Origin of the sequence: Luteibacter sp. (genome assembly GCF_035539195.1) — a bacterium.
Taxonomy (GTDB): Bacteria; Pseudomonadota; Gammaproteobacteria; order Xanthomonadales; family Rhodanobacteraceae; genus Luteibacter.
In genome coordinates, this window is the sequence record NZ_DATLIW010000042.1 from 23,313 (window position 1) to 42,320 (window position 19,008).

Sequence of the window (19,008 nt, forward strand, 5' to 3'; positions counted from 1 at the left end):
GCTAAGGCAGATGGGCGTCGAGGCGATCGAATGAGCGGGACGAGGCGAAGATGTGCAGCGCCGCGTACTGCAGCAACATGATCGTTTTCGCGTCGACGATCTCGCCGCGCTCGATCATGGCGAGCGCGTCGTCGAACGCCACTTCGATCACTTCGATGTCCTCGCCCTCCCCTTCGAGACCGCCACCGCGACCGACCCGTGTCGAGGCTACGACGGCGCCGTTGCCGAGTCGGCCATCGCGACACGCGCGGCAGCCATGATTCTTCCGGGGCAGGTGGTGATCCTGGACGGCGGAACGACGTGCGTGCAGCTCGCTCGCCGCCTGCCACCGACGCTGGCGATCACGGTCGTGACGCATAGTCCGAGCGAAGGGCGTCGACGTCGTCGCTTAGGTGCCTCCATCGAAGGCTGGCGGGGCATAATCGGGAATTGGCTCTTTAAGGACGCTTCCCATGGCAACCGCACCTTCGCAGCGCATCGTCATCGCCGGTGGCGGTATCGCCGGCCTGGCGACATGGCGCGCATTGAAGCAGCAAGGCATCGACTCCCTCGTGGTCGAGCGCAGGCCGCTGGCGGCCGACGGAGGCCTCGCCATCAACCTTCCCGGAAACGCCATCGCGGCGCTCGCGCGACTTGGCTTGGCCGGAGACATCGAGCGGCTGGGCCATCCGGTGCGCAAGCGCGAATACCGGGCGCAAGACGATCGTCTTCTTGCGACCATCGACGAAGACGCGTTCTGGGGTGAGGCCATGCGCCCGCGTGCAATGCGCCGTTCCGATCTCATGGGCCTGCTCGGTGCTGGCCTGGATGCGTCCGCGCACAGGGCTGATCGCTCCATCGCGGACGTCCATCAGGACGCCACCGCCGCCACGTTGCGTCTCGACGATGGCGAGGAGCTTTCCGCAAGCCTGCTGGTGGGCGCCGATGGCGTCCGCTCCACCGTGCGACAGGCGCTCATGGCGGCATCGCAACCGTCCGCAGCACGTCTCGCCTCCGCCAGCTGGCGTTTCATGGCGCCCAATCCGGGCGTCGAGGGCTGGACGTTGTGGACCGGCAGGCGCGGCATGATCCTGCTGCTTCCCGTCGACGACGCGACTGTCTACGGCTGGGTCGCCGTGGACTCGCCGGGTGTGGCCGCAGACGATCCGCACCCATTGGATCAGGTGTTCGGCGATTTCCCCGAGCGGGCCCGTAAGGCCCTCTCCTGGGCGCTCGCGCACCCCGAAGCCCTCTACCATTCGCCGATCGAGGAAGTGCGACTGGCTCGGTGGAGCGAGGGCCGGGTGATCCTTATCGGTGACGCGGCACACGCTACCGCACCGGTGTGGGCGGAGGGTGCCGCGCTGGCGATGGAGGATGCCCTCGCGCTCGCCGGCATGGTCGCCGGGGCCGATGACACCGCGACGATCGGGCGCCGCTTCGAGCAGGCGCGCCAACCGCGGGTCGCCCATGTACAAGCCGCGACCGACCGTCTATCGAAGGCGGCGCGCCTTCCCTATGGCCTTCGTCGGCTCATCATGCCGTTCGTCGTCCCGCGCAGCTATCGGGCCACTTACGCGCCGCTCAAGTGAGCTGACATGCGAGCGACAGGAGAGAGCCTCCTGTCATCGTTTTCCCAGGGAGCCACCGGGGCAGGACGTGCAAATTCGGCAACCGTCGCCCACCAAGGCACGGCCAGGCCGCGTTTGCCCAGGGAAAGGCTGCTGCAAGCGAGCGTGCTTCTGCCGCGGGACATCGCCTACTATCAGGCGATGAACACCACTCTGCTGGCCCCTCCTGAAGCCCCCCGCCGGGGCAGCCTGGCCATCGTCGGCATGGGCATGACCCTGGGCTCCCACCTGACCCCGCTGTCGCGCAGCCACATCGAACAGGCCGACGTCGTCTTTGCCGGCCTCTCCGACAACATCGTCGAGCAGTGGCTGGAGCGGATGCATCCCGACGTACGCAGCCTCCAGCCGTATTACCAGGAAGGGAAATCGCGCCGGAAGACCTACGAGGAGTGGGTCGACCTGATGATGGCCGAGGTCCGTGCCGGCAAGCGCGTCTGCGGCGTGTTCTACGGGCACCCGGGCATCTTCGCCTGGTCGCCGCACAAGGCGATCGAGGTGGCCCGCGCCGAAGGCTTCCCGGCGCATATGGAGCCTGGGGTGTCGGCCGAAGACTGCCTCTACGCCGATCTGGGTATCGACCCCGGCACCGTGGGTTGCCAGCACTACGAAGCCGGCCAGTTGCTTTTCTACGAGCGCCGTATCGACCCGAGCGCCTATCTCGTGCTCTGGCAGGTCGGCCTGGTCGGCGATCGCTCGCTGGCCCGCTTCACCACGAGCGGCGCGTACCGGCAGGTGCTGGTCGACGTACTGAGCCAGGACTACCCGCTGGACCACGAGATCATCCTCTATCGCGCGGTCACGCTACCCATTCAGAAGCCGCGCATTCGTCGCATCGCTCTGCGCGACCTTCCCCATGTGGACGTGCCTACCGAGGAAACGGTGATCCTGCCGCCGGCGGCACCGCTGAAGGCGAACATGGCGATCCGGGAACGGCTCGCCGCCCTGGACAAGATGGAAAAAGAAGCATCATCGGCTTGAGGCCAGTGGTCCGATCCGCTGCGCCAACCACCACCGGAAGGAGAACGACATGCTAGATACCATCGAAATGCTCGAAGTCATCGGTCGCGACGCTTCCCTGCGCCACGCCTCCGCACACGATCTGGGCACCGCGCTGGCGAAGGCGCACGCTTCGGAGGCGCTGACCGCCGCCGTCGCTTCAGGGGACACCTCGGCGCTGTTTGCCGAGCTGGGATACAAGCTCATGCAGGTGCCGCAGGTGAACCAGCACTATTGCGGTCCGGCTTAAGCTCAAGAAATCGGGAGCACCGCCGTCATGGTGCTTTCGATACGACCACGCCAAACAGGGGATGACATGTCCGACACGATTGAACTTCTCGAAGCGATTGGGCGCGACGCGTCGCTGCGTCACGCCACGTCGGAGGAACTGACGAGCGTCCTCCAGCAGGCCAAGGCCTCCGACGCGCTGACGGCGGCGGTGGCATCGGGCGACAGCTCGCTGCTCGCGGTCGAACTGGGGCACAACACCAATGCGGCGCCCCAGGCCACCCAGACGCCGGGCCAGTTGGACGGCGAAACGGATCCGGAGCACGACGAGACGACCGATACCCCGTCGAAATCCGATCCGACGAAGTAGCGGTGACTCGGCTGCGCAACGCCATGAGGTCATGGGTCGTCGCGACGACCCTGGCCTTTTGTGCGTTGACGCATCCCGTCTCGGCCCATGCGGAGATAGAACGTGCAGGCATCCTCGACCAGATCGAGGACCTGCGCACGAAGGATCACCCGCAGTTCGTACAGCGCCTTTCGCAGGTTCACGCCGAAGCGATGAGCCTGTCGACCGCCGAACAGTGGCACCTGCGCTATCTCGACGCCTGGGAAGCCATGTTCGAGGGCGCGTACGCGAAATCGGAGGCCGAGTTTCGCCAGATCATCGGCCATTCGGGCGACGACACCCTGGCCGCCAAGGCATCGGCGCTCCTGCTGAGCAACCTTGCACTCAACCGACGCTACGAAGAGGCGTTCGTCCTGGCCAACAAGCTGTCGACGAGCCTGCCCTCGATAAAGGATCCGCGGGCGCGATCCTCGGTACTCACCAACCTGTCGCAGATGATGAATTTCGCGGGGCAAACCGACCTCGCGGTCAAGTATGCCGATATGGCTGACGATGCCATCGCGCCGGGCGAATCCCACTGCCTCACCGTCTGGTTGAAGGCCGCGGCGCTCTATAACGGAAAGCGACTCACGTCCTCCAGTCCGGAACTGGCGCGAGCCATCGACACCTGTACCGCCTCACGAGAGGGCGTGACGACCAACAGTGCGCTGTTGCTCATGGTCACCCTTCTGCTCGACGAAGGGCAGCCGTTGAAGGCGATCGCGATGCTGGACCGACTCGATCCCAGCATTCGCAACAATCACTACTTCCCGCATGAAGAATCGGCCAAGGTGCAGCGCGCACAGGCCTTCGAAAAGCTGGGTAACGACGTCGACGCCAAGAAAGCCGCGCTGGCCGTCGTCGCGATGAACAGCGCCGATGCGATGAGCGATTGGCTCAAAGAAGCCTACGAAGTGCTGTACCGGGTGGAAAAGCGGCAGGGCAACGCTACGGCCGCACTCGCGTACTACGAGCACTTCGTCACCCTCGACAAGGGCTACCTCAACGACCTGGGCGTGCGGAGCATGGCCTACGAGGTAAGCCAGCAACAGCAGATGGTGCAAACCCTGACGACGGAAAGCCTGAGCACGCAGAATCGCATTCTGCGCTTGCAGCAGTCCCTGGACGCCAGCACCGTGGCCAAGGGCCGGCTTTACATCGCGCTCCTGCTCGTCGTCCTGGCATCGATCGCGATGTTGCTGTTCCGGGTGAAACGTTCGCAGCTTCGCTTCAAGCGGATGTCCTCCCTGGACGGCCTGACGGGCATCCTGAACCACCAGCATTTCATGAGCGAGGCCGAACGGCTACTGCGCCTTCAGGAGAAGAATCGCGGCAGCGCCTGCCTCATCTCCATCGACCTGGATCATTTCAAGCAGGTCAACGATACCCATGGCCATGCCATGGGCGACATCGTGCTCCAGCACACCGTGGCCGTTCTCCAGGAACACCTGCGGCCCAAGGACCTGTTCGGCCGCCTGGGTGGTGAGGAGTTCGGCATCCTGCTGATCGGCTGCTCGAGCACCCAGGCCCTGGCCACGGCCGATCGCCTGCGCCTGGGCATCGAAGCCGCTCCCGTCGAGGACGATGGACGCATTGTCTCGCTCTCGGTCAGTGTCGGCGTGGCTTCCACGGACCGATGCGGTTACACATTGCACCTGCTCTGTCGCGAGGCCGACAAGGCGCTCTATCGCGCCAAGCGCGCCGGCCGGAATCGCGTCATCGCCGCCTCCGAAGCCGACAGCGTCACCGCTGCCTGACACGTATGGACCGGATGCCCCGGGGCGAAAATCAACGATGAACATCACCCTCGACGAGATCCAGAACTTCATCGCCGTCGTCGATACCGGCTCGATCACCCGGGCGGCGCAGCAGCTGGACCAGACCGTCTCGGCGGCGAGTCGCACGCTCGGTCGGCTCGAAGAGAAGCTGCAGACCACCCTGCTCCGTCGGACCACGCGCCGCATCGAGCTGACGGACGAGGGCGCAGCCTTCCTCGAGCGCGCTCGCGATATCGTCGCCGCGGTGGAGAACGCGGAAGAGCAGATGGCCACGCGGCGGAGTCGCCCCGCCGGACGTCTGCGCGTCGACGCTGCCTCGCCCTTCATGTTGCACGTTGTCGTGCCTCTGGTCGCCGGGTACCGCGAGCGCTTCCCGGACGTGGAGCTGGAGCTGCACAGCAACGAAGGCTTCATCGACCTGCTGGAGCGGCGCACGGACGTCGCATTACGGATCGGCCGGCTCAAGGATTCGACGCTGCACGCACGCCCGATCGGCAGCAGCCGTGTGCGCTGCCTGGCCAGTCCTGGCTACCTCGATGCACGTGGCGCGCCACGCAAGGTGTCGGAACTGTCGAAGCACTCGCTGCTCGGCTTCACCGAGCCCGACGCACTCAACGACTGGCCCCTTGTCGACGAGAAGAAACAGCCTGTGCATATCAAGCCGACGATCAGTGCGTCGAGCGGCGAGACGCTGCGCCAGTTGGCGATCGAGGGCAACGGCATCGTCTGCCTTTCCGACTTCATGACCCGCAACGATCGCGAATCCGGTCGGCTCGTGCAGGTCCTGACCAGGCAAACCATCGAATTCCGCCAGCCGATCAATGCCGTGTACTACCGCAATACGGCGATCTCCGCGCGCATCGCGTCACTCGTAACGTATCTTGTCGACGCCATCGGCGAGAACGGCTTCGATCACTGAACACGCGATAGCGATATCTCGAAGTGCGAACGAGGTCGCACTTTGCGAGGTGTTCGTGCACCACTAGCGTCATCCCGTGCGGCAAGAATGGCGAGGCTCGCGAACAGGGGATCTTCGTTCATTCTTGTGGGGAAAATATCATGAGCATCCGCCATGCACGCGCGTTCGTCGCGCTCGTCACGTTGTGCCTTGCCGGCGCCGTCAATGCATCCGACACGGCCTGTCCGCAGTTCTTTCCGGGTGAACAGGCGCCCGACCTGATCGACAACTCGCTTGCCGAGCGCACCACGGCCCTATGCAACGAGGCTTACTCGGTGCTCGCCTCGGGCGTCACCAAAGGTCCGTTGTGGTCGGCCGAGCACCTCACCGCGGCACAGATCGCCGATGCGCAGAACACACCGCGCAAAGACGCCTTCCATGCCGAGACGGCGATTCCCGTAGCCGACCGCGCCGAGCTGGCCGATTACAAGGGCAGCGGATACGACCGTGGCCACATGACGCCGTCCGGCGACGAGCCGGATGCCACGGCGCAGAAGCAGAGTTTCTCGCTCGCCAACATGGTGCCGCAGAATCACACGCTCAATACCGGGAAGTGGGAGCGCATCGAAACCGCCTTGCGCACCATGGCGACGGAAGACGGCGACGTGTTCGTCGTCACCGGACCGGCCTTCGACGGCCCGACGCCCGACACGATCGGTGCGGATGCGGTAGTCGTTCCGAACTACACCTGGAAGGCGATCTACGCCCCGAGCGAAGGCGGCGCGGCCGCGTGGCGTTGCTCGAACGTCGATGCGCCGGTATGTGCGGTGGTCTCGATCGACACCATCGTCGACGAGACCGGCATCGATCCGTTCCCGTCCCTCAGCGCAACGGTGAAGGCCAACCCGATCTCGCTGCCGCTACCGAACTGAAGGGTCCGCTCAGACGCCCGGCGGATTCGAGTCGATGACCTGTACCTTGCCGCCGGTGGTTTCCGGCTGCACGCTCTCGTCGGTGGCCAGCAGCACGGACCCCGGCGCGAGCAAGGGCACGATCTTCTCCATGAATTCGCGCGGCACGGATACGCGGTCGACCAGCGCTTCGTCTACGACCTTGCCGGCTTCGTCACCATGGCCGGGAATACCGATGGTGATCCAGTTGGGCATCTGCAGACCTGCGCGTTGGGGCGCCTCCGGCATATAACCGGAGGCGACGATGAAGGCGTGCGTGCCGACCAGCGGGTCCTTCACTTCGACGCGGCTGCGACCGATCTCGATGCCGTTGCGGAAGACGATGACCCTGCTGTCGGGAACGCTGAGCACCATGGAGATCGGACCGGTAGGCGAGGCGTCCGGATTCCAGCGATAGGGCACGCCATCGGCTAGCGGTTCGAGTGGCAGATCGCTGCCGTTGCGTGGGTCGATCGGAATGACCGCGCTGGGATGAACCACGGTCACCGGCGCGGTGCCTTCCTCGGCGACGACAACGGTCATGCCCATATTGGTCGCATCGAAGAGTAGTCGCGCGAACTCGGTGGGCATGTGCACGCAGCCATGGGATTCCGGATAGCCGGGCAGCCCGCCGGCATGCAGGGCGACACCGTCCCAGGTCAGGCGCTCCTGATAGGGCATCGGTGCGTCGTCGTATTTCTTCGAATGGTGGTCCTTGTCCTTCTGCAGGATGGTGAACACACCGGTCGGCGTTTCGTGTCCCTTCTTTCCCGTGCTGACCGTGGTCACGCCGATGAGGATGCCGTTGCGGTACGCGTAGGCGCGCTGCTCCGTAATGCTGACGATCACCGCCATCGGACCCGGCGAGGCACCGCGGCCGCCCCATATCCACTGGCCGGGCTTGAGATCGGCCGGCCGGGTATCCGCCGGGCTGGACTGCTTCGCGCCCCACATGGGAATGGGATTGGCGGCGTACGAGACGGTGGCGAGCGACACGAACAGTACGACGACAGCGGCAACGCGTTTCATCCGGATCTCCCTTGTTCCCCTTCGCCCAGAGCGTAAACCGAGTCTGCCCGCACGCGCGAGTATGGTTCTGCCGCGTGACCGGCCTCACCGGTGAGAATGCTCAGCATCGGCCCGCGGGCACCGGGCATCCTGCCCAGTGGTCCGAACAAGGCATCGCGACACCAGCCGAGCACCGTGCGATCGGACTGGAAGAGCGGCGTCAGCCAGCGGCTCATGCGCTGGTAGATCCGCACGTGGGCGTGACGCCGGCGACGGTAGGCGTCCAGGGCACGATCGATATCCTGGTGGTCGCGTAATGCGTCGGCCAGGGCGGCGGCATCGAGCAGGGCCATGTTCACGCCCTGCCCCAGCTGTGGGCTCATGGCGTGTGCCGCATCGCCGATGACGACGAGACGCCCGTGATGCGGCTGACGCAGGACCACGTCGCGGTAGCGCGCACGATTGAGCTGCTCGGCATGCGCCAGGTGCGCGATGTGCGGGGCGAGTTCGGGCCAGATCTCGGCGACCGTCGCCTTCATCGCCACGACGGCGAGGTCGTCGAAGACGTCGACCACGGTACCCGGCAGGCTGAAGTAGAAGGTCACCCAGCGCCCGTCGTGACCGGGCCGTGTGCCGACCGGCAGCATGCCGATCATCGCGCGCGTGCCGGCGTAGCGTTGCCGCAGATGCGTCGGGGACGCCCAGTCGTCGATGCGCAGCAGACACCACACCGCGCCCCAGGGATACAGCGCCTCGCGGCTGACCTGGTTCTCGCAGCCGACGCGCAGTACCGAATGTGCGCCATCGGCGGCGATCGTCAGGTCGAACGGGCCGTGCGATACACCGTCGGCGTCGATGACCGAGCGCGTAGCCGCGTCGTAGCCGGCGATGAAGACACCGGTACGGACATGCGCCGCCTCCGGATGCGCCTCGCGCAGTAGCTCGAAAAGCGCACCGCGCGTCATGCCCAGGCCGAAGCAGTCGGCACGACGGTCACGGTAGCGCATGGCCATCACCGGGCGCCCGCGGGGCGTGGCGCCGTGAAGTTCGTCGATACGCTGGCCCAGGGCCATCGCTTGCCCAGCCAGGCCGAGCCGGTCGAGTACCGCGATACCCGTGGGTTGCAGCAGGAAACCCGCACCGACCGGGCCAAGTGTCGGGCTTCTCTCGAAAACCGTAACGTCGTGTCCCTGCGCGGACAGCAGGATCGCACTTGCCTGCCCTGCCGTTCCGTAGCCTACGATGGCGACTTTCATCCGTGGTCCTCTTCGTTGCCGGCGAGGATAGCAAGACCGTGCCGTCGACGAGGGCCGCCCTTGCCGGCCGCCGTTTCCCCTGGGCGCGCCCGACCGTGACCGCGACCAAGGATATTCAACAGGACGTCCAATCTGGACAATCCGTATCGCGACACGGATGATCCGGTGATGGCCGACCTTCTTGCACCCTACGTTCCCGTCGCCGATGCGATAGCCACTGTGTTCAAGCCGCATGCCGAGGTCGTCATCCACGACCTCGGCAGCGGGACGATCCGTCATATCGCCAATCGCATGTCGCCGCGAAAGGCCGGCGACGACTCGCTCGCGGAACTCGACGACCTCGGCTCGCTCGAGGATCCCGTCATCGGCCCCTATCCCAAGACGAACGCGGATGGCCGCTCGCTGAAATCGATCACGGCCGTGTTGCGCGACAACCGCCGCAAGCCCGTCGGGCTGCTGTGCATCAATGTGGATGTGAGCATGTTCGAAGCGATGCAGGCGATCTCGAAGGACTTCCTGCGCTTCGCCGAAACGGCGCCGCGCCCTGCCGCGTTGTTTCGCAACGACTGGCGCGAAGAGATCAACGACATCGTCGGTCGTTTCCTCGGCGAGCACGGGACGACACTGGCCGGTATGAGCATCGTCGAGCGCGAGGCCCTGGTCACGCTGCTCGAGGACCGCGGCCTGTTCGATGTACGCCACGCCGCGACGTACATCGCCAGGCTGCTGGGTCTTTCGCGCGCGACCTTGTACAAGACACTCAAGGCCGTGCGCGAAGCGACCTAGCCGTGAATCAGGCGGCCTCGCCTTCCAGCACGAAGTAAGCCATCTCCTGTCGCAGTATCTGGGCGCTCTCGCGCATCGCGCGGCTTGCCGCTGCCGCCTGTTCGACGAGCATGGCGTTCTCGCGCGTGGTCTCGTCGATACCGTGGATGGCTCCGTTGACCCGCGCGATACCGTCGCTCTGGCCGCGGGTGGCGTCCATGACCGAATCGACCAGGGCGGAGAGCTGGTTCACGCGCTCGCCGATCCCGGTGAGGACGGCACCGGCACGATCGACCGAGGCGACGCCGGCCTGCACGGCGTCGTCGCTTTCGGCGATGAGGCCGCGAATGTCGCGGGCGGCCGCGGCGCAGCGCTTGGCGAGGTCGCGCACTTCCGAGGCGACGACAGCGAAGCCGCGCCCGTGGTCCCCCGCACGCGCGGCCTCCACGGCCGCGTTCAGCGCGAGGAGGTTGGTCTGGAAGGCGAACTGGTCGACGAGGTCGAGCACTTCGTTCATGCGTTCGGTACGGCGGCGGATCTCGCGCATGTTGCCGATGGCGTCCATCGCCACGCTGTGACCTTCGTCGGTCATGGCGCGCGTCTGGGCGACGGCGCCGTGCGCGGCGCTGGCATGGTTGAGACCGCCGGCGACGGCCCGGGCCATGTCGTTCATCGAGGCCGAGGTTGAGCGCAGATGCTCGGACTGCGTGCGTGTGCGCTCGTTCAACGCATCGTTCCCGCGGGCAATGCCGCCGGCGGCTTGCGCCACATGCTCGGCGCGATCGCGCACCTGTATGACGACGTTACCCAGCTGTGCATCCATGGCCGCGAGCGAGGTCAGCAAAGCGCCGATCTCGTCGTTGCGGCCGATATCGATGCGTGCGCCGAGGTTGCCGCGCGCGATCGCGGCGGCAACCTCCGAGGCCTGGCGAAGTCGGCGGCCGAGCGAACGGATGATCGCGAGGTCGACGATACTGGCCAGGAGCAAGGCGACGACCAGAAGGATCGCCGAGGTGACGCCGCCACGACGGATGTCGGCGTGCTGCGCCTCGGCCTCGGCCTTGCCGCCATCCAGCGCGAGTGCGAAGAGGTTCGAGAAGTCGCTCTTCAGCGGTACGACGGCGGACTGTACGTCGTTGGACAGCTGCAACTGGGCGATGTCGTATTGCTCGGCCTTGAGCATCTCGATCACATCGTCCACGGCCTTGTCCGCCGCCTTGCGATGCTCCGCGGCGAGCGCGACCAGCTTGCTCTGCGCCTTGCCCAAACCACTGGCCGTGAGCGACTTCCACTGCTTGTCGATGTCGTGGCGATCGCTGCCGATGGCGGTGACGGCGTCGTCGACCGAGGACGGCAGCCGGGTCAGCGTGGCGTGCACGAGCGCGTCGAGCAGGTCGTTGTAGTCGTTCTGGATGCGGCCGACATCGGCGACGGGGGCGAGCGTCTCGTCGACGACGGACTGGAGTCGCTGGTCGGCGGTGCGCAACTGCACGCCGCCGACGATCCAGAGCGCGAGAAGGAGAAGAATGGTGCCGGCCATGCGCAACAACAGACGGGCGCGCAGGGTGAGCTCGGGCAGGCGGATTCGGGGGGATCGCATGGCGTACTCGGGGGGACGGGGATGCCTCCCTTTCGGCCGCAAATTCGGCAACTTTAGCTTTATTTTCGAAGATTATGCTTTTGTTTCAGGCACTTGAATACGTGGTTACACGACAACCCGAAGCTGCTCTTCGTACGTCACCATGTGCAGGCCGGCGCCGGTGTTCTTCGCCACTCGCTTGGCCGACGCGGCAAGGCTGGCCACGGTTTCCGGGTCGACCGGGTACGCGTCGACGAAACAGGCGACGCCCACGGCAACGGTGGTGATCGGGAAGAATCGTTGGTGACCATGGCGATCCTCGCTGTCGATGCCACCGCGTTCGCGGTCGATCTCGTCGAACAGGTTACCGCTCATGGCATTGAAGCGCAGGCGCATGCCTTCGCAGCGGGCTACCCAGTCGTCGCCCTGGAAGATGACCAGAAAGTCGTCGCCGCCGATATGCCCGACGAAGTCGCCATCCTGACGCAGATCGCCGGTCAGCGTGCTGGCGAGCAGGCGGATCATTTCATCGCCGCGGAAATAGCCGTACTGGTCGTTGAAGGGCTTGAAGTTATCGAGATCGAAGTACGCGGCCGCGAACGGACGGCCCGTCTGCAGCAGGCGCACGATGTGTTCGGTCACCGGGAGATTCCCCGGCAGGAAAGTGAGCGGATTGGCGTAGCGCGCGGCCTCGACACGAATCTCGGTGACCCGGCGCACGAGCGCTTCTCCCGTGCCCAGGCCCAGGTAACGACCGTGCGAGGTGATGATGAAGCCGTCGCTGAGGTAACGCTGATCCTCGCCGCGCAGGATATCGGCCATGCTCTGCAACGACATCTCCTCGTCGCAGAGCAACGGTTCGGGATGCATGAAGCTGGTGCACGGCTTGCGTCCGAACAGCTCGCGCGCGAAAGGCTGCGCCATGCGCTCGGTGAACGTGCGTCGGTTGACGATACCGATGGGAAGGCCCTGGTCGACAACGGCGATGGCATGCAGACGCGGCTGCGAGGCGAAGAGATCCACCACGTCCTCGTTCGTCTGCGCGGGCGAGAGGCACGGTGCGTCGATCAACATGTGGCCGGCCGTGAACGGCCGTGCGGATACCGGGCCGCGGGAACGTGGCGGCACTGGCACGTGCGCGATCGACAGCGCGGTGGTGACCCGGGCGGGGGCCTCCATGGTCGATCCGGCCGACGGTCGCGCGATCAGGAAGCCCTGCGCATACGGTATACCGAGTTCACGGAGCATCAGCAGGTCCGCTTCGTCCTCGACGCCTTCGCCGACCAGTTCGGCACCTAACGTTTCCGCCACCGAGATCAGGGCACGCACGATGGCCAGTCGCTCCACGCTGTGTGCCAGGCCGTTGATGAGATAGCGATCGATCTTCACGATCTCCGGATGCACCTCATTCCACATCTCGAAGTTCGAATGACCGTTGCCGAAGTCGTCCAGCGCGACGCGTATCCCGCGCGCACGAAGGAAACCGAGCGAATGGGCCAGTCGGGCCGGATTCTCGACGATGTCGCGCTCGGTGATTTCGATCGTCACCCGGCCGAGGTCGAAGCCCGGAATGGATAGCGCGTCCAGCACGTCTTCGGCGCGCACGCCGTCCTGCATGATCGCCTGGGCGCTCAGGTTCACCAGCAGGCGGCCGGTCAAGGCACGTGCCGCGAAGTGCGAGACGACGCAACGCGCCGCGGCGAGTTCGAATTCACCGAGGCGCCCGCGGGCCCGTGCCAGATCGAGCAGATCGGGCGGGGTGAGGTTGAAGTGGGGCAAGGACGAGCGGATCAGCCCCTCGTGCGCCACGACATCGCCGGTGTCGACACGGATGACCGGCTGGAAGACCGCCATCAGCGAGTCTCCCGCGAGGGCCTGCTCGATCAACGACGGTTCGCGACTGCCGGTGGGCGTGTTCATAAGCATCGTCATGGGAGAGCCGGAAAACTGCGAAAGGTAACGGCCGACCGCGACGATACTTTAGAAAACCCTTTTACAATCAGTTATTTCTAATTTGTTACAGGCCACGCCAAGCATCTGGCCAACGCCTTCAGCGCAGCTGGCTGTCCTTGCTGCCCCGACGGTTGTAGCCGCTGAAAGCGGCTTCGTCGCGATCGGCCAGCTCCTGGCATGCCACGCACAGGCGCACGCCCGGCACGGCCTTGCGGCGTGCCTGCGGAATCGGTGTGTCGCACTCCTCGCAGCGCTCGAGGCTCGGGCCTTTCGGCAGCTGGCTGCGCGCCCGCTTGACCGCGTCCTCGATGGTCGCGTCGATCTGGTCCTGCACGGCGGTATCGCCCGCCCATCCGGTTGCCATGGGTCACCTCCCGGTGGCTTGCCTCAAGCTACCGATATGGTGCCAAGTCACTGGTTCCAAAGGGCCAGGGCATCGCCTTCCGCAGGGCCCGGGCATCGCCTTCCAAGGGGCCAGGGCATCGCCGATGAATCGGCTCCCACACAAAGCGCCAAAGCTTCCTGTGGGAGCCGCTTCAGCGGCGATGCCTCATGTGGGAGCCGCTTCAGCGGCGATGCCTCATGTAGGAGCCGCTTCAGCGGCGATGCCTCGTGTGGGAGCCGCTTCAGCGGCGATGCCGGCTTCAGCCGGCGCGGGGCTCGTCGTAGATGCCGAACTCGGTGATGCCCGGCTGCTGGCCGGTCACGTTCAGACGGACCCGGCTCGCCGTGGTCCGCGCCACCTCGTGAAACTGGTAGGGCGCCGGCTGCCCGCCCGAGACCAGGGCGACCCATGCACCGTCGCGCTCCACTTCCACCCGGTAAGCGGTGATACGGCTCGCCTGACCATACCCTTCGGCGCCGAGCGCCTCGACGATCGATAGCGTGTTGAACGCCACGGGCTGTTCGAAGCGCACTTCGATCCAGGCCTCGGTCTTGCCGCGGTCGGCCAGCCAGTAGCTGCGGAAGTTGTCGTCGAAGGCCTGGTCGGGTCCGACCGCTTCGTCGCTCGCGCTGGCCCAGGCCGGCTTCCCCGCGGCGAGGTCTGGCGTGGTGATGGTGACCGAGCGGCCGATCCTCGGTGCGGGGCCGGGGTTCTTCCACAGCTTGCCGATCTCGGCGAGACGGGCCACGGCGTTGTCGTCGAAGCGCCCGTCACGATTGGGGGCCACATTGAGGATGAGGTTGCAGTGGTTCTCGTTGAACGGGACCAGCCACTCGTCGACGATCGTCTTGGCCGAGGCGAGCTCCGAGGTCGGATACGCCTTCTTCCAGAACCAGTCGCTCTGCAGGGTCGTGCCCGATTGCGAGGGCACCGGACTGTTCGGCGGAATCTTCTGCCCGGCGTGCTGCTCGTACTGCTTGATGTCCGTGTAGTACAGCGCCGTGCCTGGGTAGCTGCCGGCGTTGTGGTCGGTGACCAGGCAATCGGGCTGCAGCGTCTTCACCAGATCGTAGATCTCCCGGTAAGGCAGCTCGGCGTACGAAATACGCGACCACGATGCCCTCCAGCCATCGAGGATCAACGCCGTGAGTGGACCGTACTGGGTGAGGATCTCGGTGAGCTGCGCCTTGATCAGCGCGATCTTCTCCGGCGTGACCGTGCGGGCGCGGATATCCGCGCGCAGGTCGAGGATGGAGAAGTACAAGCAGACCTTGAGGCCCGCCTTGCGGAACGAATCGACGTAACGGCGCACCACATCGTGCGGGTACGAAGACTGCATGATGTTGGCGCTGGCGGTCTTCGTCGGCCAGAGGCAGAAGCCGTCGTGATGCTTGGTGGTGAAACACGCGTAACCCATGTTGGCCGATTTCGCCGCGCGCGCCCACTGGTCGGTGTCGAGGTGTTTCGGATCGAACAGCTTGGGCGACAACGTCGGGTCGCCCCACTCGCGCTCCTCGAAGGTGGCCATGTTCAAATGGATGAACATGCCAAAGCGCAGGTCGAGGAAGGCTTGCTGCAAGGCCTGTAGTCGCACGGGGTCCACGGGCACGTGCCTTGAAGGCGCCGGCGCGGGCGAAGCCGGCGGCGCCGCCGCGGCGCTCACGCGGGTCGCGGACCACGCTCCACTTCCGATCACGCTGGCGACAGCCAGTGATTTGGCGAACTCACGTCGATTCAATGGCCGATCTCCGCATGGGATGACGACCGACTTTCGCCGTCATCGCCAGCGCTGTCAAACAGCGGTGGCGCATTTCGTGACGCTCAGCGGAATAACTGCACCGCGGCGACGACGAGGACGATCAGCAGGACGACCAGGACCGCGTAGATCGCCCAGAAGATCCCCTTCGGCGCGTCTTCGACGACACCCGTGCGCTGCCAGTTGGCGATGCGGGTCAGCTGGCCCTGCATGTACCAGAGAGTGAAGAAGAACAGCGTCACGCCACCGATATCGACGGGCAGCCCGCGCTCGGCGCCAAAGCGTTTGATCGACGCGGACATCGAAAAGTAGCCCATGACCACGAGAACCACGTTGACCAGTTGCAACAGGAAGTACACCTGCGAGTCGGGTCCGACGAAGCCACCGCTGAGGCCGCAGACCACACCGACGATCAGATACGTCGTGGCACTGCTACGCGGGTCGATCTTCCTGACCCAGGTCGACTGCACGAACATCCAGATCAGCGCGAAGATGCCCAGGGTCACCACGCTGAGCAAGGCGACCCAGCCCCAGTGCAGCGACGGCGCAACGGGTACGTCGTCGCGCGCGGCCACCGTAGCCACCGATGCGCGCGGCGTCAGCCCCGGCGGTGGCACGTCGAACGAGGGGGGTTCGCCGAAGACACCTGTCCCGGCGCCGGCGTTGTCGCGCAGGAAACGGTCCAGTGGCACCCATTCGATCATGCCTTCGCGCCAGCACAGCGTGCCGGTGTCCAGGGCGCCTTGCTGCTGCCAGCGCTGGACCGTTGCCTGCGTGTACGGGCCGAAGCGTTGTCCGTTCAGGCCGAGCCAAATCTGTGCGTCTTCCAATGTCCTGCCCCTGTCTCGGTGTGATGGTCACCGCGCGGCCATCATACAGAGCGCTGCCGGTCGCGTCAGAGCGTACGGAAATGCGTCGGCGAAGCGTCGTGGAAGTGGTCGACGAGCATACCGACGAAGGCGGAAACCTTGCCCGACACGTGCCGTTGTGGCGGATACAGGGCCCACACTTCGATGGTGCGGCCATCCACACCACCCCATGCGGTCAGCGTGCCGTTGGCGATGTCCTCTTGGATGAGCGAGGCCGGCATCATCGCCGCGCCAATGCCTTCGCGCACGGCGTCGTAGACCAGGGCCATGGACGAGAGGCGGATCACTTCACGCGGCAGGATCGTCCTGGCCCTGCCGTCGGCGGCCAGTCGCCATGCCGTCAACTGGCCGCCGCCCAGCACGATGGCCGGAAACGTATCGCCATCCTCCGGCACGGGGAGCGACGGGCCCGCGGCAACGACGAGGCGATCGCGCAGGAAGCAGCGGCCGGCGAGTTCCGTCGACGGCGCCGGGTTCGCGCGGATAACGACATCGAAGCCCTCCTTGAGCGGATCGACGAAGCGGTCGTCGATGACGACCTCGAGATGGATCGCCGGGTAGTTCATCGCGAAGCGCGCTGCGAGGCGCCCCAGGCCACGATGCGCGAACAGCACGGGCGCGCTCACGCGAAGTGTCCCGTGCGGCGCGCCAGCCCGGGCGACGAGGCCCTCGGCGACATCCTCGAGACGACCGAGCATGGCGTGCGCCTCGGAGTGCAGCGTGGCTCCCTCCTCGGTAAGGCGGAACGGCCGGGCGCCCCGTTCGATGAGGCGTACGCCAAGCGCGTCTTCCAATTCGCGAACCCGCCGTGACAGCGTCGCCTTGGGCCGCGCCGTGGCGCGGCTGGCGGCACCGAAACCACCGTGTAGGGCGACGGCGTCGAAATCGGCGAGGGCGAGGAGATCCATAGGTGTTCCACCAATGAGACGAGGTGTCCCGATTCTGCGGCTTTCGTCCACCGGATGGAACGCCCAATCTAGGTCTCATCCACCCACCCAAGGAGTCGATCATGAGCATTCTCGTTACTGGCGCCACCGGCAATATCGGTTCGGCCGTTACCGCACGTCTGGCCGAGGCCGGCGCCGATGTCCGTGCCCTCACCCGTCGTCCGGACACGCTGAAGGCGCCCAAAGGCGTACGCGCCGTCGCCGGCGACCTCACCGACATCGCCTCGATGCGAGCTGCGCTCGACGGCGTCGACACGCTTTTCCTGCTCAATGCCGTCACGGCGGACGAGCTGACCCAGGGCCTGGCCACGCTCAGCCTCGCCCGCGATGCCGGCATCCGTCGGATCGTCTATCTGTCTGTGCTCAACGGCGAGCGCTTCGCCGATGTCCCGCATTTCACCGTGAAATACACGATCGAGCGCGCGATCGAACAATACGACCTGCCGGCGACCGTCCTGCGGCCGTCGTACTTCATGCAGAACGACGCCAGCCTGCAGGTGCCGATCGCCGAACACGGCGTGTATCCGATGGCGCTCGGCAACGTCGGCGTAGCCATGGTGGATATCCGCGATATCGCGGACATCGCCACTGCCGCCTTGTTGCGCCGCGAGCGTGCGTCCGGCGCACTGCCACGCGAAGTCATCGAACTGGCCGGTCCCGATGCGCTCACCGGAGAGTCCGCCGCGCGGATCTGGAGCGAAACGCTCGGCCGGCCCGTCGTCTACGGGGGCGACGATCTCGATGCCGCCGAGGCGGCGATCGCACGCAATGCGCCGTCCTGGGCCGCGTACGACCTGCGCCTGATGCTTGCCCGCTTCCACTCGGACGGCATGCTGGCCAAGGCTTCCGCCACGGACATCATGACCTCGCTGCTCGGTCGTGCACCGCGCAACTACCGCGACTTCGCACGCGAGACCGCCGCCGCCTGGAAGCAGGCATAACGCGAGCGATCAGGCCGCCGCCTTCATCGCCGCGATGTCGATCTTCTTCATCTGCATGAGGGCGGCGACCGCGCCGGGACTTCGCACGAGGGTCTCGATATCCGCCGGCACGATCTGCCAGGACAGGCCGTACTTGTCCTTGAGCCACCCGCAGGCCTGCGCGTTCGGATCGCCGCCGGCGGACAGCTTCTCCCAATAGTGGTCGATCTCGGCCTGGTCCTGGCAGTGCACGACCAGCGAGATCGCCACGCTGAACTGGAACAGGGGGCCGCCGTTGAGCGCCGTGACCGGACAACCATCCAGCTCGAACGAAGCGGTCATGACGGCGCCTTCGGGCTGGCCGGATGCGGTGGCCGACTCCTTCGTGTACCGGGTGAGCGACAGGACACGGGAATTCGGGAAGATGGAAACATAGTAGTTGGCGGCTTCCTCGGCCTGGCTGTCGAACCAGAGGAAGGGTGTGATGCGCTGGAAACGGCCTGACATGGTGACCTCCTTACGTTGGGACTTCATGTCTACGTCGAACGGAAGGCAGCCGAATCGACATACGGGTCAGTCGGCCGGTTCCGGCTTGTGCTGGGGATCGCCGGAGCCGGTATTGACCGGCTCGACCGGCTTGGGGCCGTCGCCGTGACCGGGGTCGCCGGATCCGGTGGTGGGTTCGTCGTAAGTGTCGCGCTCTTTCATGGGAAGCTCCGCAT

19 protein-coding genes and 2 pseudogenes are annotated in these 19,008 nt (G+C 65.7%); 10 read left to right on the forward strand and 11 right to left on the reverse strand.

The window, feature by feature from the left end:
• Window position 1 precedes the first annotated feature (1 nt).
• Window positions 2-196: pseudogene (locus tag VM621_RS18970) on the reverse strand (hypothetical protein); the annotation flags it as partial.
• A gap of 60 nt (window positions 197-256) precedes the next feature.
• Here VM621_RS18970 and VM621_RS19680 point away from each other — a divergent pair.
• The 8 genes and pseudogenes from VM621_RS19680 to VM621_RS19005 form a co-directional block, all read left to right on the forward strand.
• Window positions 257-304, forward strand: a pseudogene (locus VM621_RS19680) (hypothetical protein); the annotation flags it as partial.
• 148 nt (window positions 305-452) lie between these two features.
• The gene (locus VM621_RS18975; RefSeq protein ID WP_325470530.1) at window positions 453-1,571 is read left to right on the forward strand and encodes an NAD(P)/FAD-dependent oxidoreductase; all 1,119 of its coding nucleotides are present in this window, start codon (window positions 453-455) and stop codon (window positions 1,569-1,571) included.
• A gap of 180 nt (window positions 1,572-1,751) precedes the next feature.
• Window positions 1,752-2,588: an SAM-dependent methyltransferase gene (locus VM621_RS18980; protein ID WP_325470531.1), complete on the forward strand. Its 837-nt coding sequence runs from the start codon at window positions 1,752-1,754 to the stop codon at window positions 2,586-2,588.
• Between the two features lie 49 nt (window positions 2,589-2,637).
• On the forward strand, window positions 2,638-2,856 hold the full coding sequence (locus tag VM621_RS18985) for a hypothetical protein (protein WP_325470532.1): 219 nt from the start codon (window positions 2,638-2,640) through the stop codon (window positions 2,854-2,856).
• Window positions 2,857-2,922: 66 nt separating this feature from the next.
• Window positions 2,923-3,204: a hypothetical protein gene (locus tag VM621_RS18990; RefSeq protein ID WP_325470533.1), complete on the forward strand. Its 282-nt coding sequence runs from the start codon at window positions 2,923-2,925 to the stop codon at window positions 3,202-3,204.
• 23 nt (window positions 3,205-3,227) lie between these two features.
• Window positions 3,228-4,979 (forward strand): GGDEF domain-containing protein, encoded by a 1,752-nt coding sequence (locus tag VM621_RS18995; protein WP_325470534.1) that lies wholly within the window; start codon window positions 3,228-3,230, stop codon window positions 4,977-4,979.
• A 37-nt stretch (window positions 4,980-5,016) separates the two neighbouring features.
• Window positions 5,017-5,919: a LysR family transcriptional regulator gene (locus VM621_RS19000; RefSeq protein WP_325470535.1), complete on the forward strand. Its 903-nt coding sequence runs from the start codon at window positions 5,017-5,019 to the stop codon at window positions 5,917-5,919.
• 140 nt (window positions 5,920-6,059) lie between these two features.
• Entirely contained in the window at window positions 6,060-6,830 is a 771-nt protein-coding gene (locus VM621_RS19005) for a DNA/RNA non-specific endonuclease (protein ID WP_325470536.1), read from the forward strand.
• 9 nt (window positions 6,831-6,839) lie between these two features.
• On the opposite strand, the gene VM621_RS19010 is transcribed toward VM621_RS19005, so the two are convergent.
• On the reverse strand, window positions 6,840-7,877 hold the full coding sequence (locus VM621_RS19010; RefSeq protein WP_325470537.1) for a L,D-transpeptidase: 1,038 nt from the start codon (window positions 7,875-7,877) through the stop codon (window positions 6,840-6,842).
• Complete coding sequence (locus VM621_RS19015) at window positions 7,874-9,112, reverse strand: NAD(P)/FAD-dependent oxidoreductase (protein ID WP_325470538.1); 1,239 nt, start codon at window positions 9,110-9,112, stop codon at window positions 7,874-7,876. The genes VM621_RS19010 and VM621_RS19015 overlap by 4 nt, the downstream gene beginning before the upstream one ends.
• A 168-nt stretch (window positions 9,113-9,280) precedes the next feature.
• Between VM621_RS19015 and VM621_RS19020 the strand changes: the two genes are divergently transcribed.
• A complete protein-coding gene (locus VM621_RS19020) occupies window positions 9,281-9,898 on the forward strand; it encodes a helix-turn-helix transcriptional regulator (RefSeq protein WP_325470539.1) in 618 nt (205 codons plus the stop codon).
• Between the two features lie 7 nt (window positions 9,899-9,905).
• Here VM621_RS19020 and VM621_RS19025 read toward each other — a convergent pair whose 3' ends face one another.
• From VM621_RS19025 to VM621_RS19050, 6 genes are all read right to left on the reverse strand, one after another.
• Complete coding sequence (locus tag VM621_RS19025; RefSeq protein ID WP_325470540.1) at window positions 9,906-11,477, reverse strand: methyl-accepting chemotaxis protein; 1,572 nt, start codon at window positions 11,475-11,477, stop codon at window positions 9,906-9,908.
• Between the two features lie 105 nt (window positions 11,478-11,582).
• Complete coding sequence (locus tag VM621_RS19030) at window positions 11,583-13,388, reverse strand: GGDEF domain-containing protein (RefSeq protein ID WP_325470541.1); 1,806 nt, start codon at window positions 13,386-13,388, stop codon at window positions 11,583-11,585.
• A 118-nt stretch (window positions 13,389-13,506) separates the two neighbouring features.
• A complete protein-coding gene (locus tag VM621_RS19035) occupies window positions 13,507-13,773 on the reverse strand; it encodes a DksA/TraR family C4-type zinc finger protein (protein ID WP_325470542.1) in 267 nt (88 codons plus the stop codon).
• A 280-nt stretch (window positions 13,774-14,053) separates the two neighbouring features.
• Entirely contained in the window at window positions 14,054-15,397 is a 1,344-nt protein-coding gene (locus VM621_RS19040; protein WP_325470543.1) for an alpha-L-fucosidase, read from the reverse strand.
• Window positions 15,398-15,615: 218 nt separating this feature from the next.
• The gene (locus VM621_RS19045) at window positions 15,616-16,380 is read right to left on the reverse strand and encodes a GYF domain-containing protein (RefSeq protein WP_325470544.1); all 765 of its coding nucleotides are present in this window, start codon (window positions 16,378-16,380) and stop codon (window positions 15,616-15,618) included.
• 65 nt (window positions 16,381-16,445) lie between these two features.
• On the reverse strand, window positions 16,446-17,327 hold the full coding sequence (locus VM621_RS19050) for a LysR family transcriptional regulator (protein WP_325470545.1): 882 nt from the start codon (window positions 17,325-17,327) through the stop codon (window positions 16,446-16,448).
• Window positions 17,328-17,428: 101 nt separating this feature from the next.
• On the opposite strand from VM621_RS19050, the gene VM621_RS19055 reads away from it, so the two are divergent.
• On the forward strand, window positions 17,429-18,307 hold the full coding sequence (locus tag VM621_RS19055; RefSeq protein WP_325470546.1) for an NmrA/HSCARG family protein: 879 nt from the start codon (window positions 17,429-17,431) through the stop codon (window positions 18,305-18,307).
• Window positions 18,308-18,316: 9 nt separating this feature from the next.
• Here the strand turns inward: VM621_RS19055 and VM621_RS19060 are convergent, their stop codons facing one another.
• Window positions 18,317-18,793 (reverse strand): VOC family protein, encoded by a 477-nt coding sequence (locus VM621_RS19060; RefSeq protein ID WP_325470547.1) that lies wholly within the window; start codon window positions 18,791-18,793, stop codon window positions 18,317-18,319.
• A 66-nt stretch (window positions 18,794-18,859) separates the two neighbouring features.
• A complete protein-coding gene (locus VM621_RS19065; protein ID WP_325470548.1) occupies window positions 18,860-18,994 on the reverse strand; it encodes a hypothetical protein in 135 nt (44 codons plus the stop codon).
• Between the last annotated feature and the right edge of the window lie 14 nt (window positions 18,995-19,008).

Coding starts and splice junctions, on each gene's coding strand:
- VM621_RS18975 (WP_325470530.1), top strand. CDS start 453: ATGGCAACCGCACCTTCGCAGCGCATCGTCATCGCCGGTGGCGGTATC.
- VM621_RS19035 (WP_325470542.1), bottom strand. CDS start 13,773: ATGGCAACCGGATGGGCGGGCGATACCGCCGTGCAGGACCAGATCGAC.
- VM621_RS19030 (WP_325470541.1), bottom strand. CDS start 13,388: ATGACGATGCTTATGAACACGCCCACCGGCAGTCGCGAACCGTCGTTG.
- VM621_RS19055 (WP_325470546.1), top strand. CDS start 17,429: ATGAGCATTCTCGTTACTGGCGCCACCGGCAATATCGGTTCGGCCGTT.
- VM621_RS19010 (WP_325470537.1), bottom strand. CDS start 7,877: ATGAAACGCGTTGCCGCTGTCGTCGTACTGTTCGTGTCGCTCGCCACC.
- VM621_RS19005 (WP_325470536.1), top strand. CDS start 6,060: ATGAGCATCCGCCATGCACGCGCGTTCGTCGCGCTCGTCACGTTGTGC.
- VM621_RS18990 (WP_325470533.1), top strand. CDS start 2,923: ATGTCCGACACGATTGAACTTCTCGAAGCGATTGGGCGCGACGCGTCG.
- VM621_RS19065 (WP_325470548.1), bottom strand. CDS start 18,994: ATGAAAGAGCGCGACACTTACGACGAACCCACCACCGGATCCGGCGAC.
- VM621_RS19015 (WP_325470538.1), bottom strand. CDS start 9,112: ATGAAAGTCGCCATCGTAGGCTACGGAACGGCAGGGCAGGCAAGTGCG.
- VM621_RS19025 (WP_325470540.1), bottom strand. CDS start 11,477: ATGCGATCCCCCCGAATCCGCCTGCCCGAGCTCACCCTGCGCGCCCGT.
- VM621_RS19050 (WP_325470545.1), bottom strand. CDS start 17,327: ATGGATCTCCTCGCCCTCGCCGATTTCGACGCCGTCGCCCTACACGGT.
- VM621_RS19000 (WP_325470535.1), top strand. CDS start 5,017: ATGAACATCACCCTCGACGAGATCCAGAACTTCATCGCCGTCGTCGAT.
- VM621_RS18985 (WP_325470532.1), top strand. CDS start 2,638: ATGCTAGATACCATCGAAATGCTCGAAGTCATCGGTCGCGACGCTTCC.
- VM621_RS19060 (WP_325470547.1), bottom strand. CDS start 18,793: ATGTCAGGCCGTTTCCAGCGCATCACACCCTTCCTCTGGTTCGACAGC.
- VM621_RS19020 (WP_325470539.1), top strand. CDS start 9,281: ATGGCCGACCTTCTTGCACCCTACGTTCCCGTCGCCGATGCGATAGCC.
- VM621_RS18995 (WP_325470534.1), top strand. CDS start 3,228: ATGAGGTCATGGGTCGTCGCGACGACCCTGGCCTTTTGTGCGTTGACG.
- VM621_RS18980 (WP_325470531.1), top strand. CDS start 1,752: ATGAACACCACTCTGCTGGCCCCTCCTGAAGCCCCCCGCCGGGGCAGC.